Origin of the sequence: Spelaeicoccus albus, from assembly GCF_013409065.1 — a bacterium.
Classification (GTDB): domain Bacteria; phylum Actinomycetota; class Actinomycetes; order Actinomycetales; family Brevibacteriaceae; genus Spelaeicoccus; species Spelaeicoccus albus.
Window position 1 is genome coordinate 3,794,219 of sequence record NZ_JACBZP010000001.1, and the last position, 25,250, is coordinate 3,819,468.

The following is a 25,250-nucleotide window of genomic DNA, read 5'->3' on the forward strand; positions in this document are numbered from 1 at the left end:
TCGGCGCGGGAGGAAGGGCGCGGGAAGGCAGAAAGGGCGGGAAAGGCGGAAGCACCGGTGGGAAAGGCGGAAGCACCGGTGGGAAGGCGGAGGCGCAGGCGGGTCAGTCTTGGCGGCGAGTGCCGGACGACGCGAATTTGCGTTCCGCGCTACGCGCGCCGGAGGCGATCTGTTCGGCTGCCTTGCGGGATGTCGGCACAATGCGCGGTCCGGCCAAAAGGGCCAGTGCCGCTCCGACGAAGGCGCCGGCCGCGCCGATCAGCGCGAATTGCACGGCGTGCGGCCCGGTCGTCATCAACAGACCCGGGCCGACCGGGCCGCCGGACAACCCGCCAAGCACCCCAAGCAGCACTCCGGTTCCCACCCCGATCGACGCCGACGCGATCAGTTGTTCGGGCCACGCGTCGATGCCCTTGGCCAGCATCCACCAGCCGGCCGCCAGCCCCGCCAGGGCCGGAACGACCACGAAGACACCCGCCCAATCAACCGCGTCGGTCGGTATTCCGGCGAGGACCGGGACGGCGGGAATCGGCCCGATGGTCGTACCGAACGGCGAGATGCTGCTGCCCGTCCCGAGTACGAATCCGGGGCCGGTCATCCAGCTGGACGCCCACACGACTAGGTTCGGGAGTGCCAACAGCTGGCCGAACGACAGCACTATTGCCCCGGTGCCGGTCGCTCCGAGCGTGCCGTACAGCGCCGCGAACTGGTGATGATGGACGATGATCGTCACGACAACCAACACGAACCCGGCCGCCAGAATGATCCCCGTACACAGGAGGACGGCGCGCACGGACGCCGCGGCAAAGTCGACGACGCCCTCGCCGACGAGCCCGACAAGTTTGGCGCGCAGCTTCGTCTGCGGATAGTCGTCCGCATCGTTTCGGTGCTTCTTCGGCAGGCGCAGCACGCCGACTCCGCCGGCTATGAGAGCCACCAGGAATGCGCCGCCGGCTGCTTGCCAGGGGTGTGTCGGCAACGGCTGCCGGCCCATGGCCGCCGATGTCGCGAGCGCGATCGCCCCGTAGACGACCGCCATGCACACCCACGAGATCAACGAAAAGTATCGAGAGACGGTGCCGGTACGCGCGGCTTTGCGTCGGGCCCGTGTGATGCCGCCGGCGATCGTCAGACGTCGTCCGGCCCGGTAGCACAGCCAAATCGGCAATGCCGTCACGAGCCACGGGACGAACCCGAAACTCCCTCCGTCGTACGACACGGGCGCGCCGTGGCTGAGCAGCCAGACCTGCACGCTTGCCGCCACGACGGTGAACAACGTGCCGAGCGGGGACGTGCTCAAGATCCAGGCGATCACCGATACGACGGCCAGCATGATGATGCCGAGCAATGCGGCCTGTACACCTTCAAGGACCCCTAATGTCCATGGCGATCTGGTTCCGTCGTCACGGACATCGACACCGACGCTGGCGCGTTTCGGTGTCGGCTTGATGCGGGGGCGTCGTGAAGTCATGAGGGCTCTATTGTTTCGCGAGCACCCGCCGATTCCGGCCTCCGACACGCGTGGTCTACCTGACAACCCGCTGAATACCGGCAGCCTGCGGTACTGTAGCGCGTGCACTCGTGATGCAGTATCGCTATACTGCTTACGCGGTCCCATCCCGCACGTCCAGATTCGCGACACACAGTCCTTGCTGTGCCGTGATCCGAACTAATTTCATACTGCCAGATATCGCATCCCCCACTTCCGTGGCCTCACACTCGGAGTCGACATATGACCGACGGACCCAATTCGAACCCCCAACCCCCGAATTCGGGGCAAGGCGGCCCCGGCCAGGGCCAGCCGTACGGCGGCAATCAGCCGCCGTCGCAGCCCCCGAACAACCCGCCCGGAAACCAGCCAGGCCAGCAGGGCGGCTACGGACAACAGCCCCAGCAGGGCCAGCCCTACGGCGCTTCCGGCCCCGGGCAAGGCGGCTACGGACAACAGCCGCAACAGGGCCAGCCCTACGGCGCTTCCGGCCCCGGGCAGGGCGGCTACGGACAACAGCCCCAGCAGGGCCAGCCCTACGGCGCTTCCGGCCCCGGACAAGGCGGCTACGGACAACAGCCCCAGCAGCAAAACCAGGCATACCCGGGCGGCCCGTACGGCGGCCCGCCGCAAAAGAAGAAGCTGAGCCGCGGTGCTAAAGGCGGCATCATCGGCGGCGGAATCGCGGTCATCCTGATTATCGCGCTTGTCGCCGGCTGGCTGATCGTCGGTCATTTGAACAAGACGCAGCACGGACCCGACAACGTCGTCGCCGATTACGTCAAGGCCATGAAGAACGGCGACGTCAAGGCGATGAACCAGATCGCGGAACCGGACATCACCGATGAGGCCGATGACACCCTGATGAAGGGGAAGGCCGCCAAGCAGGCGCTCAAGAGCGTCAGCGAAATCGAGACCGGCGACCCGATCATCCGGGGCGACGAAGCACAAGAAACGCTGCGTTACAAGGTCGACGGGCATTCCCATTCGACGACGTTGAAGCTGCACAAGGACGGCAAGGAAGGCATCTTCTTCGACAAGTGGGAGCTTGAATCGCCGACCGTCAACAACATCAATGTTCGCGGCAGCAACATCGACACGGTTTCCGTGAACGGCAAGAACATCAAGCTCAAAGACGACGAGGCCAAGCTTGCGGCCTATCCGGGCTCGTACACCGTCGAGGTCGCTGATTCGAAGTACTTCGACGGCTCGTCCGAAAAGGTCGGACTCGGTTTCTCCAGTTCGTCGGTCTCCATCCCGTCCAGCGTGTCGCTGACCCGCGAGCCGAACGATGCCCTCGACGACGAGGTGAAGCGGCTCGTCAAGAAGAAGATCGAAGAGTGCGCCGCCACCACCGATCCGCGCACCACCGGCTGCCCCTTCTACAGCTCGAACAGCGATATCAAGAAGGGCACCGTCAAGTGGGACATCGGCTCGATTCCCGACATCAGCGTGAGCGCGACGTCCGACGGCTCAATCCGGTTCTACGCGACCTCGAGCCTGAAGGTTGACTACAAGGCCAAGTCGAAGACGCGTTCGTCCGGCTACTGGCACCTGCGCTCCCCCGCCTCCGTTTATCTCTCCGGAACGGGCACGGTGAAGGGCGATAAGATCACCATCGAATTCTCGTCGGCAGCGTAACCGGCGGAAAGTTCGGGCGGCGGCAGCAATGCCGCCGCCCGAATTTTTTTGCTCGCGGCCCGGCAGTCAGTCCGGCCAGCTCTGGCGTGCCGATTCGGGCCGCGCCGATTCATACCACGCCGCCGCCCGGAGCACCTCCGGATCGGCGAACCGTCGTCCGGCGATCTGCAGCCCGATCGTGCGGCCGTCGGACGTGAATCCGCAATTCACGGACGCCGCGGGCTGCTCGGACATGTTGTACGGCGCCGCGAATCCGATATGCGCCATGCCGACGGACGGATCATTGAATGGCATGGGCCATTCGGCCGGGAACGCCGCAACCGGGCTCACGGGCGAGAGAACCAGGTCGAAATCCTTCGTCGCTCCGATGGTGGCGGCGCGGATCCGCATGATGTCCTGATAACACCGCAGTACCTCGGCTCCCGATACATCGGCGCCCTGACGGCACCAGTCCGCGACGTACGGAAGGATTCGGCGCTGGTTGTCGATTGTCAACGCCTGGTAATCCACCCAGCTGCGCACCCGCCAAAACCGGTCCAGCGAATCGAGCAGCCGCTGACTCATGAACGGTTCGATTCGGCTCACCGCCGCGCCGTTACCGGCGAACAGGTCCGCGGCAGCCGTCACTGCCTGCGCGATTTCCGGATCGACGGCCATCCCGCACCCGGCGTCCACCTGCACCCCGATCTTCAGCCCGCGCACCGATCCGCGGACTCCGTCGGTGCCTGCCGCGGGCAGCGTCCAGTCGAGCTCGGCGGCAGGCAGGTGCGAATAATCGCGGACGTCGGGCCGCCCGATGACCGACATCATCACGGCGAGGTCGTCGACGCGCCTGGCCAAGGGGCCGGCGCACCGCCCCAGATACGGCGCGTCCAACGCGACCCTTCCATAGCTCGGCTTCAGCGTGGCCAAGCCCAACCACGTTCCGGGAAGCCGGATGGAGCCGCCGATGTCCGAACCGACGTGTACGGGGCCGTACCCGGCAGCGGCCGCCGCGCCTGCGCCCGCGCTCGACCCGCCGGTCGTCAGCTTCGGGTCGATCGGGCTGCGGGTAATGCCGTGCAGACTGGACACGCCCGATGAGAGCATCCCCCAGTCGGGCATGGTGGTCGACCCGACTATGACGCCGCCCGATTCCTCGATCCGGTCGGTGATCGGCGCGTTGGCGGCGGCCGGCGGCTGGTCGTTGCCGGCGTTGCCCGACGGCATGCCGACGCCGCGGCGGGCCACGTTCTCCTTCACCGTCACCGGCACGCCGTCCAGAACGCCGCGCGGCGTTCCGGCACGCCACCGATCGGCGCTGGCGAGGGCGTCGCGTCGGACGGCGTCCGGGTCGTGCACGTAGAACGCGTTGATGACGGGCTCGAACTCGCCGACTCGGGCCAGGACGGCGTCCGCGACCTCGACCGGAGACAAAGTTCCGGCAGCGTACCCGCCGGTCATGTCCGCTGCCGAGAGCCCGGCCAAATCGCGTTCATTCGTCATCGTGATCTCCTCCAGTGCTCGTGCAGGGGGTGCGATTCGTCATCTTACGACCCGGAAACCTCCGGCCGGGCCGGCCGGGTGAGATTGGGAGGGACCGCGCTGTCATGCGCGCCGGCGCAGCTGCGCCGTCACGCCGGCCCCGATGATGATCGCTGCCGCTGACACGGCGAGCACGCCGGCCGTGAGAAGCCCGGCCGTGAGCGCCACGCCCCAAAGGATCCCTCCGACCCAGAGCCCGCCGTCCACGGACAGGTTCCACACCACCGACGCCGGGCCGGAATCCAGCCGGCGCATCGCCACGTGCAACGTGACGGTTTGCACGATCCCGACTCCGAGACCGATGAGCAGTCCGGATGCGATCACGGCCGCCGAGCCGCCGACGAGAACCCCCACGACGCCGCCGGCCGCGAGCAGGACGGCGCCCGTCGTCGCCGCGCCGCCCGCTTCGACCTTGGCCTCCAATTCGCCGCCGATACCGCGCCCCAGCGCATTACCCGCTTGAACGGCGAAGACCACGACGGCGGCGCGTCCGTAGGCCGAGGCCAGCACCGGCAAGCTCGACAGTCCGTGCGACAGCACGACCACTGCCGCGAGCAGGAGAGACAGCACGAGCCACGGAGCATTGGCGACCAGTGACGGCCGAGTTCGCGGCTTCCTTTCCGTTCCCGACGAGGCTTGCGCATTAGTGGTGGATTCGCCGGATTCGCCCGAATTGTCGACGTTGTCGACGGACGGCCCGCTCGGGGTCCTGCCGACTCCGGCCGGGATCCCGAATGACAGACCTGCGGCGATGATCCCGGCCGCGAAGGCGCATATGCCGAACACGGGCGACGAGAAAGTGAGTGCGAGTTGCACTCCGGCAGGCGAGCCCAGCGCCGACGCGGCCATGGTGAAGAGCCCGTAGGTGCCCAGTGCCCGTCCCAACTTGGTCGGGGGCACCAGCAGCGCCACCCCCTGCGCGCCGGCCACGATGAGAACGCCGAAGCCCGCTCCCGTTGCGACGGCCCCGATGAGCAGCGTGGGGGTCGCTGCGGCCATGCCGGTCACGAGCGCGCCCGCCGCCAGCAGCAGGGCCGAGCCTGTCAGTACGTACCGGAGCGACAGCCGGCGTACCAGTGCCGGGGTGAAGACCTGCACGCCCATGACGAATGCCATCATGGTGCCGACGAACACGCTGCTCAGCCCGGGAGCGTCCGCGCGAGTGACCGGGATGAGGGAGTACAGCGTGAAAAAGATCGCCACGCTGACAGAGACAGTCGCCGTCAGCGACACTAATGCCGCCGGCGACCGTGACGAGGATCGGCGAGCGGGAAATTTCACCCGGCGAGGGCCTCCACGATGTGGGGGCGCAGCGCGCGGAACGCCTGTCCGCGATGGGACAGTCGGTTCTTTTCCGCCGGCTCGAGTTCGGCGGCCGTACGGCCGCCGGGGTCACCGTCGACGCGCAGGATCGGATCGTAACCGAATCCGTTCCGCCCGCGCGGTGAAAATTCCAGCGTGCCGGGGAAGTACCCGTGTTCGACGTGCTCGGCGCCGTCCGGAGTCACCAGGGCGGCCGCGCACACGAACCGGGCGGCCCGGTGGGCCTCGGGAACGTCGGACAGCTGGGCAAGCAGCAGTTCGAGATTCGCCAGATCGTCGCCGTGCGTGCCCGACCAGCGGGCAGAGAAGACACCGGGCGACCCGCCCAGCACGTCCACGGCCAGGCCCGAGTCGTCGGCGATCGACGGCAGCCCGGTGAACTCGGCGGTCGCCCTGGCCTTCAGCAATGCGTTCTCGGCGAACGTCACCCCGGTTTCGCGCACGTCCGGAACGTCGAGCTGCGCCGACGAGGCGACGTCCGGCGCACCGGCGTGCATCTCCAGGATGGCCCGCAACTCGACGAGCTTTCCTTCGTTGCGCGTTGCCAGCACGATCCGCGGAGCCCGGCCCGTCATGCCCGGGCGTCCTCGCTCAACGCGGCGTTCTGGATCTTTGTCAGGTCGGCGCCGCCGGCGACCGCCAGGTCGAGCAGCTTGTCGAGTTCGGCGCGGTTGAACGGCGCGCCTTCGGCGGTGCCCTGTACTTCGACGAAGTCGCCGGTGCCGGTCATCACAACGTTCATATCGGTTTCGGCGCGCACGTCTTCGACGTAGGCCAGGTCGAGCATCGGCGTCCCGTCAATCACGCCGACGCTGACTGCCGAGACCGATCCGGTCAGCGGGTTCGCGTTCTTTGGGATGTCGCCGGCGGCCTTGCCGGTGGCAACGGCGTCGGCAAGCGCCACATAGGCGCCCGTGATCGCCGCCGTGCGGGTGCCGCCGTCGGCCTGGAGCACATCGCAGTCAAGCACGATGGTGTTCTCGCCGAGGGCGTCCACGTCGACAATGGCGCGCAAGCTGCGGCCGACCAGCCGGGAGATCTCATGCGTGCGCCCGCCGATTTTTCCCTTGACGGACTCGCGGGAATTGCGCGTGTTCGTTGCGCGCGGCAACATCGCGTATTCGGCAGTCACCCAGCCCTTGCCGCTGCCCTTGCGCCAGCGCGGCACGCCGGCCGTGAACGAGGCGGCGCACAGGACTCGGGTGCGGCCGAATTCGACGAGCACGCTGCCTTCGGCGTGATCGAGCCAGTTGCGCGTGATGGTCACCTCGCGCAGCTGGTCGACGGCGCGCCCGTCGGCGCGGGACTGCGTCGGCTCTTGGTGGGTCTGCGATGTCATGAGACTCCTTCGGTTGTGTAGACGGCGCCGGTGGCGGCCAGGTCGATCGGGCCGGAAAAACGGCGCGCGGCCCCGGCGGACGTGCGCTGCGGGTCGTTCCAGGCCGGGATGTGGGTGAGGACGAGTCGGCGGGCGCCGGCGTCGGCGGCGACGCTGCCGGCGCGGTATCCGGTCATGTGGATGCCGCGCACTTCGTCACGGCCCTCGTGAAAGGCGGCCTCGCACAGCAACAGGTCGGCGCCGGCGGCCGCATCGCGCAACGCATCGCATTCGTCGGTGTCGCCGGAGTAGGCCACTACGTGCCCGGCGGCGTCCTCGAGCCGCAGGCCGTACGCTTCGACCGGGTGATCGACGAGGAACGGCGTCACACGCAACGGACCGACCCGGAATTCGGTGCGGTCGGACCAGTCCGTGAACGTGTAGACGGTGTTCAGATCGCTGCTGCCGGGTTCCTCGTGCCGGCCGGGAGCCGCGCCCGGGGCTGTGAAGTACGCGGCGCCGAGCCGCTCGGCCGCGCCGGGCGGCGCGTAAACGGGCAGCTTGCCCTGCCGCGCGCCGTCCGGGGCATACCTGGCGTACACGAACATGCCGGTGAGATCGAGGCAGTGATCCGGGTGCAGGTGGGTGAGCAGGACGGCGTCCAGCTCGTTCGGGTTCGCAAAGCGCTGCAATGCGCCGAGCGCGCCCGACCCGAAGTCAAGAGCGATGCGCCAGTTGCGTCCGGCCTCATCGGTCGTCTCGACGAGATAGCACGAGGCCGGCGACTCGGGGCCCGGATACGATCCGGCGCATCCGATGACTGTCAATTTCACGTGATGCTCACTCCTTAGGATGCGTTTCCGCGCAGGATCGGCAGCGATCCCGTTTCGGTATGTTCGATGGCCGGTACCACGGGGCCGAGGAACCGGCGGGCAAGCGTGTTGAATGCGTCCGGGTTTCCGGTGGTGAGGAACTGGTGATGCGGCGGCGGGTAGTCGTCGGGGCGTTCCAGATCCCGTTCGACAAGTGTGCGGTAGACGTCCTTGGCGGTTTCCTCGGCGCTCGAGACAAGCGTGACCGACTCCCCCATCACGTACGAGATGACGCCGGTCAGCAGCGGATAATGCGTACAGCCGAGCACGAGCGTGTCGATATCGGCCTCCCGGACGGAGCGCAGGTACTCGGAGGCCACGTCGAGCAGCTCCGGGCCGGACGTGATGCCGCGTTCGATGAATTCGACGAATCGCGGGCACGCCTGAAACGACAGCGTCAGCTGCGGCGCGGCGGCAAACGCGTCGTCGTACGCCCGCGAGGTGATTGTCGCCTGGGTGCCGATCACGCCGACCCTGCCGCTGCGGGTGGCCGCGACGGCGCGCCGGACGGCGGGACCGATCACCTCGACGACGGGGATCCCGGCCGGCGTGTACCGTTCCCGGGCGTCGCGCAAGGTCGCCGACGAGGCGGTGTTGCACGCGATGACGAGCATTTTCACGCCGTCCGCGACCATCTCGTCGAGCGCGCCCAACGTCAGGCGGCGCACGTCGGCGATCGTGCGCGGCCCGTACGGACTGTTGGCAGTGTCCCCGACGTAGCGGATCGCCTCGTGGGGCAGCTGGTCGAGCACCGCGCGGGCGACGGTCAGGCCGCCGACGCCGGAGTCGAAGATGCCGATCGGCGCGTCGGTCATTCCTCGTCGCCCTCGGGCAGGTCGCCCATCAGTGCGTTCGCGAGAGTCTCCTGCAACCAGGTGAGGAAGTCGTACACGTCGATCAGCATGTCCTGATGCCCCTCGCCGCCGTCCTCGTCGGTTTCGGCTTCGAGCCGTTCGAAGTCCTCTTCCGTTTTCACGCCGAGCCGTTCGGCAAGCACGAGACGCACATCGGTCAGCGCAACGAGCCAGGCCTCGGCCTCGGCGTCGGCCAGCGCGATCGGATCCGATCTGCCGACGGTGAGCAGCGCCGTTTGGAGTCCCGCGATCTTACGCTCGCGCAGGCCGCGTTCGGTGTAACGGCGGAACTCGTCGGCGTCCTCGTCGTCGGTGGTGGACCCGGGCGGCAGCAGCCGCGCCAGCGCCGGATCGGACGGTGTCCCGGCCGACTCGGTGATGCCGACCATTGCGGCCAGCGGGTCCTCGTTCTCGGCGACGGTGGGCTCGAGCAAGGCGATCGTGTCGGTGAAAATCGTCGTCAGAATGGTGCGCTCGCCCTTGGCGAGGTTCACGATGATGCCGCGCGACGTGCGGCGGAATGCTTTGGCCACCGGTTACCCTTCCGAATCCTCGCGCTGGAACGTCGCCCACAGGCCGTAGCCGTGCATGGCCTCGGTGTCGCGTTCCATTTCTTCGCGCGAGCCACTCGCAACTACCGATTTGCCGTCGTTGTGAACTTGGAGCATGAGCTTTTCGGCCTTGGACTTCGAGTAGCCGAAGTAGCTGCGGAAGACATAGCTGACATAACTCATCAGATTGACCGGGTCGTTCCACACCAGCGTGACCCACGGCACGTCGCGGCGGGTCAGCAGGGCAGTGCTCGAGGCGGTCTCTTCGGCGGCGTCCGGCACCGCCGACTCATGCGACGCGGTGACGATTCCGGCATGCGGCACCGGGGGCGCATGGACATCGTTGGTCATCAACACATAGTCCACTGTACGTAAGTGCGCCGTGTTTGACTCACCCCGTGTGGGCCGGCGTGAGCAGTTTCACTACGCTTAGCGGTGATGAATACTTACGGCTCCCCGTCGAATGTCGGGCCGGACGCCGGGCTGGATACCGGGCCGGACGCCGGGCCGTCGGCCGCGCAGCTCCGGACCGGCCGGCCCACGGGGCTTTATACCGACCAGTACGAGCTGACGATGCTCGAGGGCGCGTTGAAGTCGGGGGCGGCCGAGCGCCGCTCAATGTTCGAGGTCTTTGCGCGCAGCCTGCCGGACGGGCGCCGCTACGGCATTGTCGGCGGAACCGGCCGGTTCCTGGAGGCGCTGGCGAATTACCGCTTCGGCGACGACGAGCTGGCGTGGCTGCGCGAACACGATATCGTCGACGGTCCCACGCTCGATTGGCTCGCCGATTACCGGTTCGACGGCACGATCCACGGGTACGCCGAGGGCGAGGCGTTCTTCCCGGGATCGCCGATCCTCACTGTCGAGGCGTCGTTCGCCTCCGGCGTCGTCCTGGAAACTCTTGCACTGTCGATCTTGAACCACGACTCGGCGGTAGCGTCGGCGGCGTCCCGCATGACGTCGGCGGCGGCCGGACGGCCGTGCCTGGAGATGGGGTCCCGGCGCACCCACGAGGAGGCTGCCGTCGCGGCGGCCCGGGCCGCGGTGATCGGCGGATTCTTCGGCACCTCCAATATGGAAGCGGGGCGCCGGTACGGGCTGCGGACGCTGGGCACGTCGGCGCACGCGTTCACGCTGCTGCACGACACGGAGGAAGAGGCGTTTGCCGCGCAAGTGCGCTCGCACGGGCAATCGACGACCTTGCTCGTCGACACGTACGACGTTGCTCGCGGCGTGGAACGGGCAGTCCGGGTCGCCGGCGTCGGCCTCGGCGGCGTCCGGCTCGATTCGGGCGATCTGCTCACGCAAGCGCGCGACGTGCGGGCTCAGCTGGATTCGCTTGGTGCGACAAGCACGAAAATCACTGTCACCAGCGACCTGGACGAATACGCCATCGCCGGGCTGGCGGCCGCACCGGTTGATTCGTACGGCGTCGGCACGTCGCTGGTCACCGGATCGGGTTTCCCCACCGTCGGTCTTGTCTACAAGCTCGTCGCCCGGCAGAACGACGACGGCGACTGGGTGTCGGTGGCAAAGGCGTCGACGAACAAGGCGAGCGTCGGCGGGCGGAAATTCCCGATCCGCCGGATCGGCGACGACGGGCACGCCACCGACGAAGTCATCGGTGTGGGCTCGTACCCGGAGGTCACCGGCCGGACGCGCGACCTGCACGTACGGTTCGTCGACGACGGGCGCATCGACCCGGCGTACGTCGGGCCGGAGGCCGTGTCGGCCGCGACCTCTCGCCGGGCCGAGTCGGTCGGCGAATTGCCCGACACGGCACGCAAGCTGCAACGCGGCGAGCCTGCTATCGACACGGCGTTCGTGGCTGCGCGATGATGCACGTACCGAACGCGTAGTGCTGTGCGGCGATTGAGCTGCGCAGCCGCTGCCAAGGACAGCCGATGAGGAGAGCGAACCGACAATGACCGACACGAGAGCACTCGTCGTCGTCGACGTGCAAAACGACTTTTGCGAAGGCGGCGCGCTCGGCGTCGACGGGGGCAGCGGCGCAGCTGCCCGCATTGCCGAGCTTGTGGCCGGCGGCGGATACGACAGGGTTGCCGCAACGAAAGACTGGCACATCGATCCGGGCGCGCACTTTTCCGACGACCCGGATTATGTGACGTCGTGGCCGGTGCATTGCCGCGCCGGCACGCCGGGAGCCGATTTTCACGAAGCGCTGGCCGACGCGCGGTTCGACGCCGTGTTCCTGAAGGGCCAATATTCCGACGGATATTCCGGCTTCGACGCGGCCGCCGCGTCCGCCGACGTCGGCGGCCGGTGGGCCGAGGACGACGCGGCCCCAGCCGGCGCCGTCAATGCGGAGCCTGCCGATACCGGGCCTGCCGAAGCCGGCATCCCGCCGCTGGCCGGTTGGCTAGCGGGCGCCGATGTCGTCGACGTGGTCGGCCTGGCCACCGATCATTGCGTGCGGGCGACCGCGCTGGACGCCGTCCGGCACGACTTTCGCGTGCGGGTGCTGCTGCAGTATTGCGCGGGTGTCTCCCCGGCAACCATTGACGCCGCACTTGCCGAGCTGAAATCGGCCGGCGTCGAGCTCATCGACTGACGCTCACTCCCTCGCCGGCCCGCCAAGTGGCGGCGAATGGCTGCCCAAAGTGCAAAACGCCCACCATTGGCCGCCACTCGGTGGCGACAGAGCACCGATCGGTGCCGGCGAGGAAGTACGGGCTGCTACTTCTTGCCGACAAACCAGCCGCGCAGCCTGTCGATCCGACGCTGCACCTCGTCCACGCTGGCCTGGGCCACGGCCGGCCCGCCGCACAGGCGCCGCAAATCCGAGTGGATGACGCCGTGCGGCTGGCCGGAACGCCGCGCCCAGGCCGACACGAGCGATTGCAGTTGCGAGCGCTGTTCCTTCAAGGCCCGGTGGATGGCGACCGTATCCTCTTCCGGCTCGGGGGCCGGCTTCTTCTTGGCGCGCTTTGAGACCTGCTCGGCCTGCCTGGCCCGTAACAGCTCGGTCACCTGCTCGGGTTCGAGCAGACCGGGGATGCCCAGATAGTCCTGCTCGTCATCGCTGCCCACGGCGCCGCCGGCGCCGAATTCGCCGCCGTCGAACAGCACCTTGTCGAACGACGCCTGCGCATCGAGGGTCTCGAACGGCAGGGCCTCCTGCGTGGCGGACGCCCGCTCCTCTCGATTGGCCTCGGCAAGTGCGGCGTCTTCTTCGAAGAAGTCCTCGTCCGCGGCCGGCTTGTCGAGCGCATGGTCGCGTTCGAGTTCGAGCTGCCCGGCCATGGCCAGCAGTAACGGCACGCTCGGCAGGAAGATTGACGCGTTTTCACCGCGTTTTCGAGCGCGGACGAAACGCCCGACGGCCTGGGCAAAGAACAACGGCGTCGAGGTGGACGTCGCATAGACCCCGACCGACAACCGCGGCACGTCCACGCCCTCCGAGACCATGCGTACCGCGACCATCCATCGACGGTCGGATTCGGTGAACTTCTCGATCCGGTCGCTTGCCGCCTTTTCATCAGACAGCACGAGAGTGGCGGCCTCGCCGGTGATCTCCCGCAAAATCTTCGCGTATGCGCGCGCGGTTTCCTGATCGGTAGCAATGACCAGCCCGCCGGCGTCCGGAACTCCGCGCCGTACCTCCGTCAACCGGCGGTCGGCTGCCGCCAGCACCGAGGGGATCCACTCGCCCTTCGGGTCCAGCGCCGTGCGCCAGGCACCGGCCGTGATGTCCTTCGTCGTGGCTTCGCCGAGCCGAGCAGTCATCTCGTCGCCGACTTTGGTGCGCCATCGCATTTCGCCCGAGTACGCCATGAAGATGACGGGACGGACGACGCCGTCCTCGAGCGCGCGCCCGTAACCGTAGTTGTAGTCGGCGGTCGACGTGCGGATGCCCTCGTCGTCCGGCACGTATTCAACGAACGGGATTGCGGCAGTGTCCGATCGGAACGGAGTGCCGGTGAGCGACAGGCGCCGGGTCGCCGGCTCGAATGCTTCCCGGATTCCGTCGCCCCAGCTGAGCGCGTCGCCGCCGTGATGCACTTCGTCGAGAATGACGAGGGTGCGGCCGGCTTCGGTGCGCGCCCGGTGCAGAGCCGGTTTACTGGCCACCTGCGCGTAGGTGACGGCGACGCCGTGGAAGTGTTTGCCGTGCCGGCCGTCGCTGTTCTTGAAGTTCGGGTCGAGCCGGATGTTCACGCGCGCGGCCGCGTCCGCCCACTGCCGTTTGAGGTGCTCGGTCGGCGCCACCACCGTCACGCGTTCGACGGTGTGGCGCGCCAACAGCTCGGACGCCAGCCGGAGCGCGAAGGTAGTCTTACCGGCGCCCGGCGTTGCGACGGCCAGGAAGTCGCGGGGTTCGTCGGCGAAATACCGCGTGAGTGCCTCGGCCTGCCAAGCGCGGAGCTTGCTGGCCGTACCCCATGCTGCGCGTTCGGGAAATGCGGGAGGAAGGTTCTCTGCCGCCGACGTTCCGACGACGGGGGCCGACTCGGTCTCGGCGGAAAATGGCGCGGTGGAGTTGCTCAAACTGTTCTTTCCTGGTGCGAAGGGCCGGCGTTATTCGTCGTTGTTGTTCTTGTCGCCCTTGCCGGGAGGCATCCCTTCGTAAATCTCCTTGCACGCCGGGCAGATCGGGAACTTCTGCGGATCGCGACTGGGCACCCAGACCTTGCCGCAGAGGGCGATGACCGGGCTGCCGGTCACCATGGCCTCCATGATCTTGTCCTTCGGCGCGTAGTGCGAAAAGCGTTCGTGATCGCCGGGCTCGACCGTTTGCCGTTCTTCGGTCCGCTCGATAGTGGCGGCGCCGCCGGTCGCCGGGGCGCTGAACGGATCGGCCGGTGCACCCGGGTTCGTCGGAGATTCAGTCATGGCACCCATTCTAGACGCCCGGATGGTTTGATTCATCCGGGTGCATGCCGATATAGATCGACCACGCTTCGCCGTCCGGCTCGGGCGCGCGGGACGCGAACTCATCGAGAAGTTCGTGCAGTCGCGAGCGGAATTCCTCGCGGCCGGCCGGTCCGAGTTTGAGGCCCAGTCGGATCGACTGGAGGCTGTCGGCGTCCAGCTGTTCGATCTCGTCGAGAAACGTGTCCAAGATGAGCGTCGACGATCGCGTCGGTTTCGGGCCGCGGTGGCTCCAGGATTTGCCGGTGGCTCGATACGGGTACTCGGTGGAGCGCCGGGCGCCCAGCCTGGGCGGTTCGGCCCGCAGATACCCGTTGTCGACAAGCTTGCGCACGTGATGCAGCGTCGTGCCCGGGTTGAGTCCGAGCACGTCGGCGATCTCCTTGTTCGTGTGCGAATCGTGCAAACAGATCCGCAGGATGCGCAGGCGAACCGACGACGCCAACGCTTTCGCTTCCTCCTCGCCACGGTTCATACCCTCGACTATAAATGATTGACTTTTCTCAATTGCACGGAGCATACTCGCAATCATGTCATTGCGAGCGCCCCGCATCCGGTTCGGCCCGCTATGGCATCATGCGGACTTCATCCGCTTGTGGACCGGCGACACTCTGAGCCAGTTCGGCGCTCAAATCACGTCTTTGGCAATCCCGTTGTTGGCCGTGACGTCGCTGCAGGCCTCGACGTTCGAAGTCGGCATGCTGGAGACTTTGCAGAACTTGGCATTCCTGGTGATCGGGCTGCCGGCGGGCGCGTGGATCGATCGGCTCATTCAACGCCACGTCATGATCACTGCCGATCTGGTCCGGTTCGGTTTGCTCTTGTCGCTGCCGGTCGCCCACTTGTTCGATGTGCTGACGCTGTGGCATCTGTACGCAGTCGCGGTGATCTTCGGTATGGCTACCGTGTTCTTCGATGTGAGCTACCAAAGCTATCTGCCCGGGCTCGTGCCGCACGACAACTTGGTCGAGGGCAATTCCAAGCTGCAGGCCAGCCAATCGGTCGCACGCGTGGCCGGGCCCGGCGTCGGCGGCTTCATCATCGGCTGGCTGAGACCTGTCGGGGCCCTCTGGGCGTCGTCGTTCGGCTACCTGTGGTCGGCGTTCTGGGTGTGGCGGATCAAAGCCCGCCAGCCCGCACACGACCCGACAAACCGGCAAACTCTCGTTCACGACATCGGGGAGGGCTTGGGGTTCGTCTTCCGCCATCCGCTGCTGCGCGCCATCACCATGACGACGGGGATTTCGAACTTCTTCTCATCGATCGGATTCGCCGTCATGATGGTGTTCTTGGCGCGCACCCTCGGACTTCATGCGTCAATCATCGGCATCGTGTTCATGTTCGGCTCAATCGGCGGCTTGATCGGCGTCGCGCTGACCCAGCCGCTCGGCAAAGCGATCGGCCAGGGTCCGACCCTCTGGATCAGCACGGCGGTCTCGGGGCTGATGCTGTTCGTCGCCCCGTTCATCCAAGCCGACTGGACGATTTGGCTGTTTGCGGCGGCGTTCCTCGTCATGGATGTCGCGATAGTCGTGTACAACATCACGCAGGTCAGCTTCCGGCAGAGCCTGTGCCCGCCGCATTTGCTGGGACGGATGAATGCGACGATCCGGTTCGTCGTCTGGGGAACCATGCCGTTGGGGTCGTTCGCGGGCGCACTCATCGGCGAGCATTTCGGCGTCCGGACGGCATTGTTCGTGGGCGCGATCGGCGCCGCGTTCTCGTTCCTGCCGATCTTCTTCTCACGGTTACGGCAAATGGCGACGTTGCCGACGGGCGAATCGGGCGCCGCCGGCGTCGAGGGCATTGCCGAGTCGGACGTCGATACCGGCGACGACGCGCCGTCCGCGCCCTAGCGTTACAGCTCCTGCCACTTCGGCCGGTTGGCGTACGTGTGCTTGTAGTAGTCGGCGAGTTCGAGTGCCGAACCGGCCGCCTCGTCGACGATGACTGCCGCATGCTCGTGCAGTTGAAGCACGGACGCCGGGCAGATTGCCGAGACCGGCCCCTCGACTGCCGCGGCGACGGCCTCGGCCTTGGCGGCCCCCGTCGCGACAAGGACTGCTTGCCGCGACTCCGAGATCGTGCCGAGGCCCTGCGTCAGCACGTGCCGGGGCACGTCGGACATCGAGGGAAAGAAGCGGGCGTTGTCCTCGCGGGTCTGCTCGGTGAGGGTCTTCACCCTGGTGCGCGAGCGCAATGACGAGGCGGGCTCGTTGAAGCCGATGTGCCCGTCCGTACCGATGCCGAGCAGTTGAATGTCGATTCCGCCGGCTGCGCGAATCGATTCGTCGTACCGTGCTCCTTCGCCGGCAATATCGTCCGATTCGCCGTTGGGTGAATGGACGCGCTCGGCGGGAATGTCGATGTGGTTGGTGAATTCGCGGCGGATCACCGAATAGTACGACTGGTCGTGGCTGCGCGGGATGCCAATGTATTCGTCGAGCAAGAACGCGTGGGCGTCGGCAAATGACAAGCCGGATTGCCGGTGCCGGCGGATCAGTTCTTCATAGATCTTCAGCGGCGACGAGCCGGTAGCAAGGCCCAGCACCGAGGACGGCGTGGCGCGCACGCGGCGTTCGACGGCGTCCGCGACCAACCCCGCAATTCGGCCCGGATCGGACAGAATAATTACTTCCACGTTGTCTCCATGCAGTTCGTCGGCGGCGCACCGGCGTTCCCGGCCGCACGGACAGTCTAGCTGGAGGCGAACCCGTGAATTCGGGCCAGGATGTCCGGGGCGCGCCGATCGAACGTGGACGCGCCCAGGCGCACTCCCACGACCAGGTACACGCCGCCGAGCACGACTCCCGCCGGCAGCACGATCCACCCGATCCCCGGAGCCGCGAACATCGCAATGAGGGCTGTGACGAGGATCGGAAGCGACAGCACGACAACCGCTGCCAGGGTCGCGAATTGTACGAGCATGGTGATTCCCGTCGCTCCGGGAGGAGTGCGAAACGGGCTGTCCCCCGGCCCCGGAGACGGATAGGGAATCGTCACGCTCGTGACCGCCGACAGGCCGAGCCCGGCGCCGAGCAAGCACGCGCTCAACCCGATGGTGGCCGGCAACAGGTCCCATCTGCCCGTCAGTCCGGACGCCGCGACGGCATAGATCACGACGACGGGCAGGCCGACGACGAGCCACGGCGCCAGGCGCCCGATCCGGTCGGCGCGGCCGCTCACGCCGGACGAGACGTGCAGCGCAAAGGCCGTGTTGTCCATCGACACGTCCGAATGCACGCCCCAACCGATCATGTAGGCGACGATCGGAGCGACAGCCAAATAGGCGCCGGACGCGACCGTCCCGGAGTCGGAAACGACGAGCGAATAGACAACGACGATCAGCGGCAGCAGCACGAGCATTGCGATCGACCCGAAATAGCGCGGGTCGCGGCGCCAGTACGTGACCGTGCGCGCGGCAATGGCACCGGACGGCGTCCCCGGCAATGTGGAGAACCAGCCGAGTCCGCTGGACAGACCGGTGGAGACTTGACGATGGGTCGGGCCCCGCTCGAGGGTGCGCTTCAGCGCCGACGTCCAGGCCAACAGCAGCAAGCCGAGCGTGGCGGCCGCCAAAACAAGACGAAGGATCGCAAGCGGCAGGTGCCCGGTTGCGGCGTCCGCCGGCGCCGCGAACGCGAAGCCGAGCGGCGTCCAGCCCAGAACGGTAGCCACCCCGGTCAACGGGCCGTCGTCGATGGACATCCGGTGCTGCGTCACCAGGTTCACGACCGGACCGAATGCCACGACGGCCACGAGCCCGATGATGGACAGCACGTCGCGCCACCGGCGGCTGGCCAAGGCGGAGGACACGGCCGACGTCGCGGCGCGCGAAACCGCCACGCAGGTTCCGGCGCCGAGCAGGGCCCCGATCACGGCAACGAGCACTGCCGGCACCGAATACGACCAGGTGACCGTCGTGACCAGCAGCAACAGCGTCGTCGCCGCGGCCGGGACGGATACAAAAGACGCCGCGAACAGGCCGGTCACGAGCCGTTTCATGGGGATGGCGAAAGTTTGAAACCGCAGCGGGTCCAGTGTCTCGTCGATCCCAAATGCGAAAAGCGGTAGCAGGAGCCACCCGAGCACCGCGAGCGAACCGCCGCAGACCAGCACGATCCGAGAGACCTCGGGGTTGCCGAAGAGCCGCAGCGCAACGAGACCGACAACGCCGAAACCGACGATCATCAACCCGTAGAGCGCCCCGATGATCAGGACGATTATGCGCCCGGTGCGCCCGCGCAGGGAGCCTTTGAGCAGCTGCAGCTTCAGTCGGACGAGGTGCGCAACCATTGCAACCCCTCGCCGTTGTCGGAGCGCCCGCCGGCCATCGCGACGAAACGGTCTTCAAGCGTGCCGCCGGCGCGGACGTCGTCCACGGTGCCGGCTGCTTGGATGGTCCCGTCGATGACTATTGCCACGTGATCGCAGGTCCGTTCGACGAGGTCCATCACGTGCGACGACAAAATGACTGTGCCGCCGGATCCGACGAAGCCATCCAGTATCTGACGGATATTTTTGGCGGAAACGGGGTCGACTGCTTCGAACGGTTCATCGAGCACGAGGACCCGCGGAGCGTGCACCAGGGCGCTCGCCAAGGCCACCTTCTTGGTCATGCCGGCCGAGTAGTCGGCGACGAGCTTGCCGGCGGCCTCCTTGAGTCCCAGGGCGCGCAACAGGTCTGTGCAGCGTGCGTCGACGACGTCCGGGGGCATGCCGCGCAGCAAACCGGCGTAAGTGATCAGCTGGGCCCCGGTCAAACGCTCGAATAGTCTGACGCCGTCGGGCAAAATCCCGAGCCGTCGTTTGGCCCCGACCGGGTCTGCCCATACATCGTGGCCGAGGACGTGAGCAGTGCCGGAGTCCGGGCGCAACAGCCCCGTGGCCATGGACAGCGTCGTGGTCTTGCCGGCGCCGTTCGGGCCGACGAGCCCGTAGTACGAGCCGGCCGGCACGTCGAGCCAGACGTTGTTGGCAGCGGGTTTGCCGCTGTAGAACTTGCTGAGGCCGCGAAGAGAAACCGCGGCCTGGGCATATTCCGGCGGTGGGGAATGATCCGTCATGATTACCACCGTACCGAAACAAGGCTCGCTCCGTTGCTGGAGCGAGCCCTGCGAGTCGGAAGCCGTCCGGGCGGCAAATTGAGTAATGCCCCGGACCTTAAGGTCCGGGGCATTGCCCGTAATGGGTGTTCGGCGGTGTCCTACTCTCCCACATGGTCCCCCATGCAGTACCATCGGCGCTGGTAGGCTTAGCTTCCGGGTTCGGAATGGGACCGGGCGTTTCCCTACCGCTATGGCCGCCGTAACTGTATCGAAACGATCAACTCTCACGTATTCACTTGTTGTGGTAGTGGATAGTTGGTTGTGTTTCGGGAACCGTATAGTGGACGCGTCATTTCTTGTATTTCAGAAGAAATAGTGTTTTGTGGGTAAGTTATCGGCTTATTAGTACCAGTCAGCTTGCACACATTACTGTGCTTCCACGCCTGGCCTATCAACCCCATCGTCTATAGGGAGCCTCTCACACCACGAGGGTGTCTGGAAATCTCATCTTGAAGCAGGCTTCCCGCTTAGATGCTTTCAGCGGTTATCCTTTCCGAACGTAGCCAACCAGCCGTGCCCTTGGCAGGACAACTGGCACACCAGAGGTTCGTCCGTCCCGGTCCTCTCGTACTAAGGACAGACCTTCTCAAATTTCCTCCGCGCGCAGCGGATAGGGACCGAACTGTCTCACGACGTTCTAAACCCAGCTCGCGTACCGCTTTAATGGGCGAACAGCCCAACCCTTGGGACCGACTCCAGCCCCAGGATGCGACGAGCCGACATCGAGGTGCCAAACCATGCCGTCGATATGGACTCTTGGGCAAGATCAGCCTGTTATCCCCGTGGTACCTTTTATCCGTTGAGCGACCGCGATTCCACAATCCACGGCCGGGTCACTAGTCCCAGCTTTCGCTCCTGCTCGACACGTCCGTCTCACAGTCAAGCTCCCTTGTGCACTTACACTCGACACCTGATTGCCAACCAGGCTGAGGGAACCTTTGGGCGCCTCCGTTACTCTTTAGGAGGCAACCGCCCCAGTTAAACTACCCACCAGGCACTGTCCCTGGACCCGATCAGGGTCCGAAGTTAAGGTATCCAGAACGACCAGAGTGGTATTTCAACGATGACTCCACCAACACTAGCGTGCCGGCCTCATAGTCTCCCACCTATCCTACACAAGCCGCACCGAACACCAATACCAAGCTGTAGTAAAGGTCACGGGGTCTTTCCGTCCTGCTGCGCGTAACGAGCATCTTTACTCGTATTGCAATTTCGCCGAGTTCGTGGTTGAGACAGTAGAGAAGTCGTTACGCCATTCGTGCAGGTCGGAACTTACCCGACAAGGAATTTCGCTACCTTAGGATGGTTATAGTTACCACCGCCGTTTACTGGGGCTTAAATTCTCCGCTTCGCCGGCCAAAAGCCGGCTAACAGGTCCTCTTAACCTTCCAGCACCGGGCAGGCGTCAGTCCGTATACCTCGTCTTACGACTTCGCACGGACCTGTGTTTTTAGTAAACAGTCGCTTCTCCCTGGTCTCTGCGGCCAACACGCGCTCACGGAGCAAGTCCGATATCACGCGCTTGGCCCCCCTTATCCCGAAGTTACGGGGGCATTTTGCCGAGTTCCTTAACCACGATTCTCTCGATCGCCTTAGTATTCTCTACCTGACCACCTGTGTCGGTTTAGGGTACGAGCGGCTAGAACCTCACGTCGATGCTTTTCTCGGCAGCATGGGATCACTCACTTCCCGCCACAAAGGCGGTCACCATCACGTCTCAGGACCGGTCACCAAAGACCCGACGCCCGGATTTACCTGAACGTCTCCCTACACGCTTAGACGTGCACAACCATCGGCACGCGGAAGCTACCCTCCTGCGTCACACCCGTTAATACGTTTACCTACTACCGGTTCAGGTCCCACGCTCCACACCCACTCCCGTACACAAGTGCACGGGTTGATGGATGCTTCAGATGGTTAGTATCACCGGATTCGATATGGACGGTTCTTCGCCGGTACGGGAATATCAACCCGTTGCCCATCGACTACGCCTGTCGGCCTCGCCTTAGGTCCCGACTTACCCAGGGCGGATTAGCCTAGCCCTGGAACCCTTGGTCATTCGGCGGACGGGTTTCTCACCCGTCTTTCGCTACTCATGCCTGCATTCTCACTCGTATAGGCTCCACCACTGGTTTCCACCGCAGCTTCACTGCCCACACGACGCTCCCCTACCCATCCACACCCCTGAACACTCTCCCGCAGGAAAACGCTAGGGTCATGCGTGAATGCCACAACTTCGGCGGTGTACTTGAGCCCCGCTACATTGTCGGCGCGGAATCACTTGACCAGTGAGCTATTACGCACTCTTTCAAGGATGGCTGCTTCTAAGCCAACCTCCTGGTTGTCTTCGCAACTCCACATCCTTTTCCACTTAGCACACGCTTAGGGGCCTTAGTTGGTGGTCTGGGCTGTTTCCCTCTCGACGATGAAGCTTATCCCCCACCGTCTCACTGCCATGCTTACACTTCCCGGCATTCGGAGTTTGGCTGACGTCAGTAACCTTGTTGGGCCCATTAGCCATCCAGTAGCTCTACCTCCGGAAAGAAACACATGACGCTGCACCTAAATGCATTTCGGGGAGAACCAGCTATCACGGAGTTTGATTGGCCTTTCACCCCTAACCACAGCTCATCCCCTCCATTTTCAACTGAAGTGGGTTCGGGCCTCCACGACGTCTTACCGTCGCTTCACCCTGGCCATGGCTAGATCACTCCGCTTCGGGTCTAGGACACGCGACTCGGGCGCCCTCTTCGGACTCGCTTTCGCTACGGCTACCCCACACGGGTTAACCTCGCCACGCACCGCTAACTCGCAGGCTCATTCTTCAAAAGGCACGCCATCACCCACCAGCCCACTCAAGGACTGCCCAGGCTCTGACGGATTGTAAGCACACGGTTTCAGGTACTATTTCACTCCCCTCCCGGGGTACTTTTCACCTTTCCCTCACGGTACTTGTCCGCTATCGGTCATCAGGGAGTATTCAGTCTTACCAGGTGGTCCTGGCAGATTCACACGGGATTACACGAGTCCCGTGCTACTCGGGATACCACGCAAAAGCAGGACACAGATTTCGCCTACGGGACTATCACCCGCTCCGGTACGCCTTTCCAAACGCTTCGACTATCCGCATCACTATCACTTCGCCAGCCCGGTAGAACTAGCCACGCGGTCCCACAACCCCGCACCCGCAACGCCTACCGGCTTACACGGGACACGGTTTAGACTCATCCAGTTTCGCTCGCCACTACTCCCGGAATCACTCTTGTTTTCTCTTCCTGTGGGTACTGAGATGTTTCACTTCCCCACGTTCCCCCCACACGCCCTATACATTCAGGCGATGGTCACCAGACACGCACGCGCTCTGGCGGGGTTTCCCCATTCGGACACCCTCGGATCACCGTTCGGTTACCAACTCCCCGAGGATTATCGCAGGTTCCTACGTCCTTCTTCGGCTCCTGATGCCAAGGCATCCACCGTATGCTCTTAAAAACTTGACCACAAAAACAAAGAAAAATATTAACGCACACACAAAAACAGGAAACTACACGAAGCAGCCCCCACCATTTGCGTGCACACTTTTCTTCAAAAGATGCTCGCGTCCACTATACAGTTCTCAAACCACAAACAACCCCACCCCGACCAACCAGCGAAAAACACTGGACATCCGACAGGTGGCCCGTCACCAGGAAAAAACAGTCGCCTGTTCTCCCAGAACCCCAATAGTGTGTCTTATTCGATAACCCCTCAACCAGACCCGCACCCACCATGCCGTTCCAACCAGACAACCAATCCACCATCACGGCAAACTAATCATCGGCGTACTAGAGTTCGTAGGCGCCGGCCCCCAACGTGAGGAATCCGACGATTGTGTTGTTCCACCCATGAGCAAACCACCCCCGCACACACTCGGCACGAGCCATGGCCACTTCAATAGTGATGCTCCTTAGAAAGGAGGTGATCCAGCCGCACCTTCCGGTACGGCTACCTTGTTACGACTTAGTCCCAATCGCCAGTCCCACCTTCGACGATTCCCTCCCCACAAGGGGGTTGGGCCACCGGCTTCGGGTGTTACCGACTTTCGTGACTTGACGGGCGGTGTGTACAAGGCCCGGGAACGTATTCACCGCAGCATTGCTGATCTGCGATTACTAGCGACTCCGACTTCACGTAGTCGAGTTGCAGACTACGATCCGAACTGAGACCGGCTTTCTGGGATTCGCTCCACCTCACGGTATCGCCACCCTTTGTACCGGCCATTGTAGCATGCGTGAAGCCCAAGACATAAAGGGCATGATGATTTGACGTCATCCCCACCTTCCTCCGAGTTGACCCCGGCAGTCTCCTATGAGTTCCCACCATCACGTGCTGGCAACATAGAACGAGGGTTGCGCTCGTTGCGGGACTTAACCCAACATCTCACGACACGAGCTGACGACAACCATGCACCACCTGTACACCAGCCACAAAGGGCAACTACATCTCTGCAGTCTTCCGGTGTATGTCAAGCCTTGGTAAGGTTCTTCGCGTTGCGTCGAATTAATCCGCATGCTCCGCCGCTTGTGCGGGCCCCCGTCAATTCCTTTGAGTTTTAGCCTTGCGGCCGTACTCCCCAGGCGGGGCACTTAATGCGTTAGCTGCGGCACAGACCACGTGGAATGCGGCCCACACCTAGTGCCCAACGTTTACGGCATGGACTACCAGGGTATCTAATCCTGTTCGCTCCCCATGCTTTCGCTCCTCAGCGTCAGTAACAGCCCAGAGTCCCGCCTTCGCCACCGGTGTTCCTCCTGATATCTGCGCATTTCACCGCTACACCAGGAATTCCAGACTCCCCTACTGCACTCTAGTCTGCCCGTACCCACTGCACGCTAACCGTTAAGCGGCTAGATTTCACAGCAGACGCGACAAACCACCTACGAGCTCTTTACGCCCAATAATTCCGGACAACGCTTGCACCCTACGTATTACCGCGGCTGCTGGCACGTAGTTAGCCGGTGCTTCTTCTGCAAGTACCGTCACCCCAAAAATGAGGCTTCTTCCCTACTGAAAGAGGTTTACAACCCGAAGGCCGTCATCCCTCACGCGGCGTCGCTGCATCAGGCTTGCGCCCATTGTGCAATATTCCCCACTGCTGCCTCCCGTAGGAGTCTGGGCCGTGTCTCAGTCCCAGTGTGACCGGTCACCCTCTCAGGCCGGCTACCCGTCGCCGCCTTGGTAGGCCATTACCCCACCAACAAGCTGATAGGCCGCGAGCCCATCCCTCACCGAAAAAAATCTTTCCACCCCCCACCATGCGGCAGAAAGTGAACATCCGGTATTAGACCCCGTTTCCAAGGCTTATCCCGAAGTGAAGGGCAGATTACTCACGTGTTACTCACCCGTTCGCCACTAATCCCCCCAAGCAAGCTTGGAGATCATCGTTCGACTTGCATGTGTTAAGCACGCCGCCAGCGTTCGTCCTGAGCCAGGATCAAACTCTCCGTAAAAAAACGAAAAATTCAAACATCCCAGCAAAAACAAACAACCAACGAAAACTTATCCGTCAATCATCAAAAATGTTTTCACCAAAACAGCACCCACACCAACCAACAAAAAGCCAGCCAATGCAGACACCAAAAAAATTTGGCAACACAACATCAAACAAAACACACTATTGAGTTCTCAAAGAACAGACACA

At 64.3% G+C, this 25,250-nt stretch carries 19 protein-coding genes and 3 rRNA genes; 4 read left to right on the forward strand and 18 right to left on the reverse strand.

Annotation, left to right across the window (positions count from 1 at the left end):
• Window positions 1-103: 103 nt before the first annotated feature.
• On the reverse strand, window positions 104-1,471 hold the full coding sequence (locus BJY26_RS17590) for a cell division protein PerM (RefSeq protein WP_179429476.1): 1,368 nt from the start codon (window positions 1,469-1,471) through the stop codon (window positions 104-106).
• A 261-nt stretch (window positions 1,472-1,732) separates the two neighbouring features.
• Between BJY26_RS17590 and BJY26_RS17595 the strand changes: the two genes are divergently transcribed.
• Window positions 1,733-3,130 carry a hypothetical protein gene (locus BJY26_RS17595; protein WP_179429477.1) on the forward strand — a complete coding sequence of 466 codons (1,398 nt, stop codon included), beginning with the start codon at window positions 1,733-1,735 and terminating at the stop codon, window positions 3,128-3,130.
• Between the two features lie 66 nt (window positions 3,131-3,196).
• Here the strand turns inward: BJY26_RS17595 and BJY26_RS17600 are convergent, their stop codons facing one another.
• From BJY26_RS17600 to clpS, 8 genes are all read right to left on the reverse strand, one after another.
• Entirely contained in the window at window positions 3,197-4,615 is a 1,419-nt protein-coding gene (locus BJY26_RS17600) for an amidase (protein WP_179429478.1), read from the reverse strand.
• Window positions 4,616-4,717: 102 nt separating this feature from the next.
• Window positions 4,718-5,935 carry an MFS transporter gene (locus BJY26_RS17605; RefSeq protein ID WP_179429479.1) on the reverse strand — a complete coding sequence of 406 codons (1,218 nt, stop codon included), beginning with the start codon at window positions 5,933-5,935 and terminating at the stop codon, window positions 4,718-4,720.
• On the reverse strand, window positions 5,932-6,552 hold the full coding sequence (gene rdgB, locus BJY26_RS17610; protein WP_179429480.1) for an RdgB/HAM1 family non-canonical purine NTP pyrophosphatase: 621 nt from the start codon (window positions 6,550-6,552) through the stop codon (window positions 5,932-5,934). Before rdgB ends, BJY26_RS17605 begins: the two co-directional genes overlap by 4 nt.
• The gene (gene rph / locus BJY26_RS17615) at window positions 6,549-7,316 is read right to left on the reverse strand and encodes a ribonuclease PH (RefSeq protein ID WP_179429481.1); all 768 of its coding nucleotides are present in this window, start codon (window positions 7,314-7,316) and stop codon (window positions 6,549-6,551) included. Before rph ends, rdgB begins: the two co-directional genes overlap by 4 nt.
• A complete protein-coding gene (locus tag BJY26_RS17620) occupies window positions 7,313-8,128 on the reverse strand; it encodes an MBL fold metallo-hydrolase (protein WP_179429482.1) in 816 nt (271 codons plus the stop codon). The genes rph and BJY26_RS17620 overlap by 4 nt, the downstream gene beginning before the upstream one ends.
• Window positions 8,129-8,142: 14 nt before the next feature.
• On the reverse strand, window positions 8,143-8,982 hold the full coding sequence (gene murI, locus BJY26_RS17625; protein ID WP_179429483.1) for a glutamate racemase: 840 nt from the start codon (window positions 8,980-8,982) through the stop codon (window positions 8,143-8,145).
• Window positions 8,979-9,554 (reverse strand): DUF2017 domain-containing protein, encoded by a 576-nt coding sequence (locus BJY26_RS17630; protein ID WP_179429484.1) that lies wholly within the window; start codon window positions 9,552-9,554, stop codon window positions 8,979-8,981. Before BJY26_RS17630 ends, murI begins: the two co-directional genes overlap by 4 nt.
• Before the next feature lie 3 nt (window positions 9,555-9,557).
• Window positions 9,558-9,923: an ATP-dependent Clp protease adapter ClpS gene (gene clpS / locus BJY26_RS17635; RefSeq protein ID WP_179429485.1), complete on the reverse strand. Its 366-nt coding sequence runs from the start codon at window positions 9,921-9,923 to the stop codon at window positions 9,558-9,560.
• Window positions 9,924-10,010: 87 nt separating this feature from the next.
• On the opposite strand from clpS, the gene BJY26_RS17640 reads away from it, so the two are divergent.
• Both BJY26_RS17640 and BJY26_RS17645 read left to right on the forward strand, forming a co-directional pair.
• On the forward strand, window positions 10,011-11,411 hold the full coding sequence (locus tag BJY26_RS17640; RefSeq protein ID WP_179429486.1) for a nicotinate phosphoribosyltransferase: 1,401 nt from the start codon (window positions 10,011-10,013) through the stop codon (window positions 11,409-11,411).
• A gap of 85 nt (window positions 11,412-11,496) precedes the next feature.
• Entirely contained in the window at window positions 11,497-12,144 is a 648-nt protein-coding gene (locus tag BJY26_RS17645; protein WP_179429487.1) for an isochorismatase family protein, read from the forward strand.
• Window positions 12,145-12,269: 125 nt separating this feature from the next.
• Here BJY26_RS17645 and BJY26_RS17650 read toward each other — a convergent pair whose 3' ends face one another.
• The 3 genes from BJY26_RS17650 to BJY26_RS17660 are packed head-to-tail and all read right to left on the reverse strand — an operon-like array spanning window position 12,270 to window position 14,940.
• The gene (locus BJY26_RS17650; RefSeq protein ID WP_179429488.1) at window positions 12,270-14,081 is read right to left on the reverse strand and encodes a DEAD/DEAH box helicase; all 1,812 of its coding nucleotides are present in this window, start codon (window positions 14,079-14,081) and stop codon (window positions 12,270-12,272) included.
• 30 nt (window positions 14,082-14,111) lie between these two features.
• Window positions 14,112-14,435 carry a DUF3039 domain-containing protein gene (locus BJY26_RS17655; RefSeq protein ID WP_372465395.1) on the reverse strand — a complete coding sequence of 108 codons (324 nt, stop codon included), beginning with the start codon at window positions 14,433-14,435 and terminating at the stop codon, window positions 14,112-14,114.
• A gap of 1 nt (window position 14,436) precedes the next feature.
• Window positions 14,437-14,940 (reverse strand): ArsR/SmtB family transcription factor, encoded by a 504-nt coding sequence (locus tag BJY26_RS17660; RefSeq protein WP_179429490.1) that lies wholly within the window; start codon window positions 14,938-14,940, stop codon window positions 14,437-14,439.
• Window positions 14,941-14,995: 55 nt separating this feature from the next.
• Between BJY26_RS17660 and BJY26_RS17665 the strand changes: the two genes are divergently transcribed.
• On the forward strand, window positions 14,996-16,321 hold the full coding sequence (locus BJY26_RS17665; RefSeq protein ID WP_179429491.1) for an MFS transporter: 1,326 nt from the start codon (window positions 14,996-14,998) through the stop codon (window positions 16,319-16,321).
• Between the two features lie 2 nt (window positions 16,322-16,323).
• On the opposite strand, the gene nagB is transcribed toward BJY26_RS17665, so the two are convergent.
• From nagB to BJY26_RS17695, 6 genes are all read right to left on the reverse strand, one after another.
• Window positions 16,324-17,106 (reverse strand): glucosamine-6-phosphate deaminase, encoded by a 783-nt coding sequence (gene nagB, locus BJY26_RS19260; RefSeq protein WP_179429492.1) that lies wholly within the window; start codon window positions 17,104-17,106, stop codon window positions 16,324-16,326.
• A 56-nt stretch (window positions 17,107-17,162) separates the two neighbouring features.
• Window positions 17,163-18,761 (reverse strand): transporter, encoded by a 1,599-nt coding sequence (locus BJY26_RS19265; RefSeq protein ID WP_179429493.1) that lies wholly within the window; start codon window positions 18,759-18,761, stop codon window positions 17,163-17,165.
• Complete coding sequence (locus BJY26_RS17680) at window positions 18,737-19,531, reverse strand: ABC transporter ATP-binding protein (RefSeq protein ID WP_179429494.1); 795 nt, start codon at window positions 19,529-19,531, stop codon at window positions 18,737-18,739. Before BJY26_RS17680 ends, BJY26_RS19265 begins: the two co-directional genes overlap by 25 nt.
• A 127-nt stretch (window positions 19,532-19,658) precedes the next feature.
• Window positions 19,659-19,775, reverse strand: a 5S ribosomal RNA gene (rrf, locus tag BJY26_RS17685).
• Between the two features lie 120 nt (window positions 19,776-19,895).
• Window positions 19,896-23,070: ribosomal RNA gene (locus BJY26_RS17690) — 23S ribosomal RNA — on the reverse strand.
• A 450-nt stretch (window positions 23,071-23,520) separates the two neighbouring features.
• Window positions 23,521-25,059, reverse strand: a 16S ribosomal RNA gene (locus tag BJY26_RS17695).
• The 16S, 23S and 5S rRNA genes sit together here, the layout of an rRNA operon.
• Window positions 25,060-25,250 lie beyond the last annotated feature (191 nt).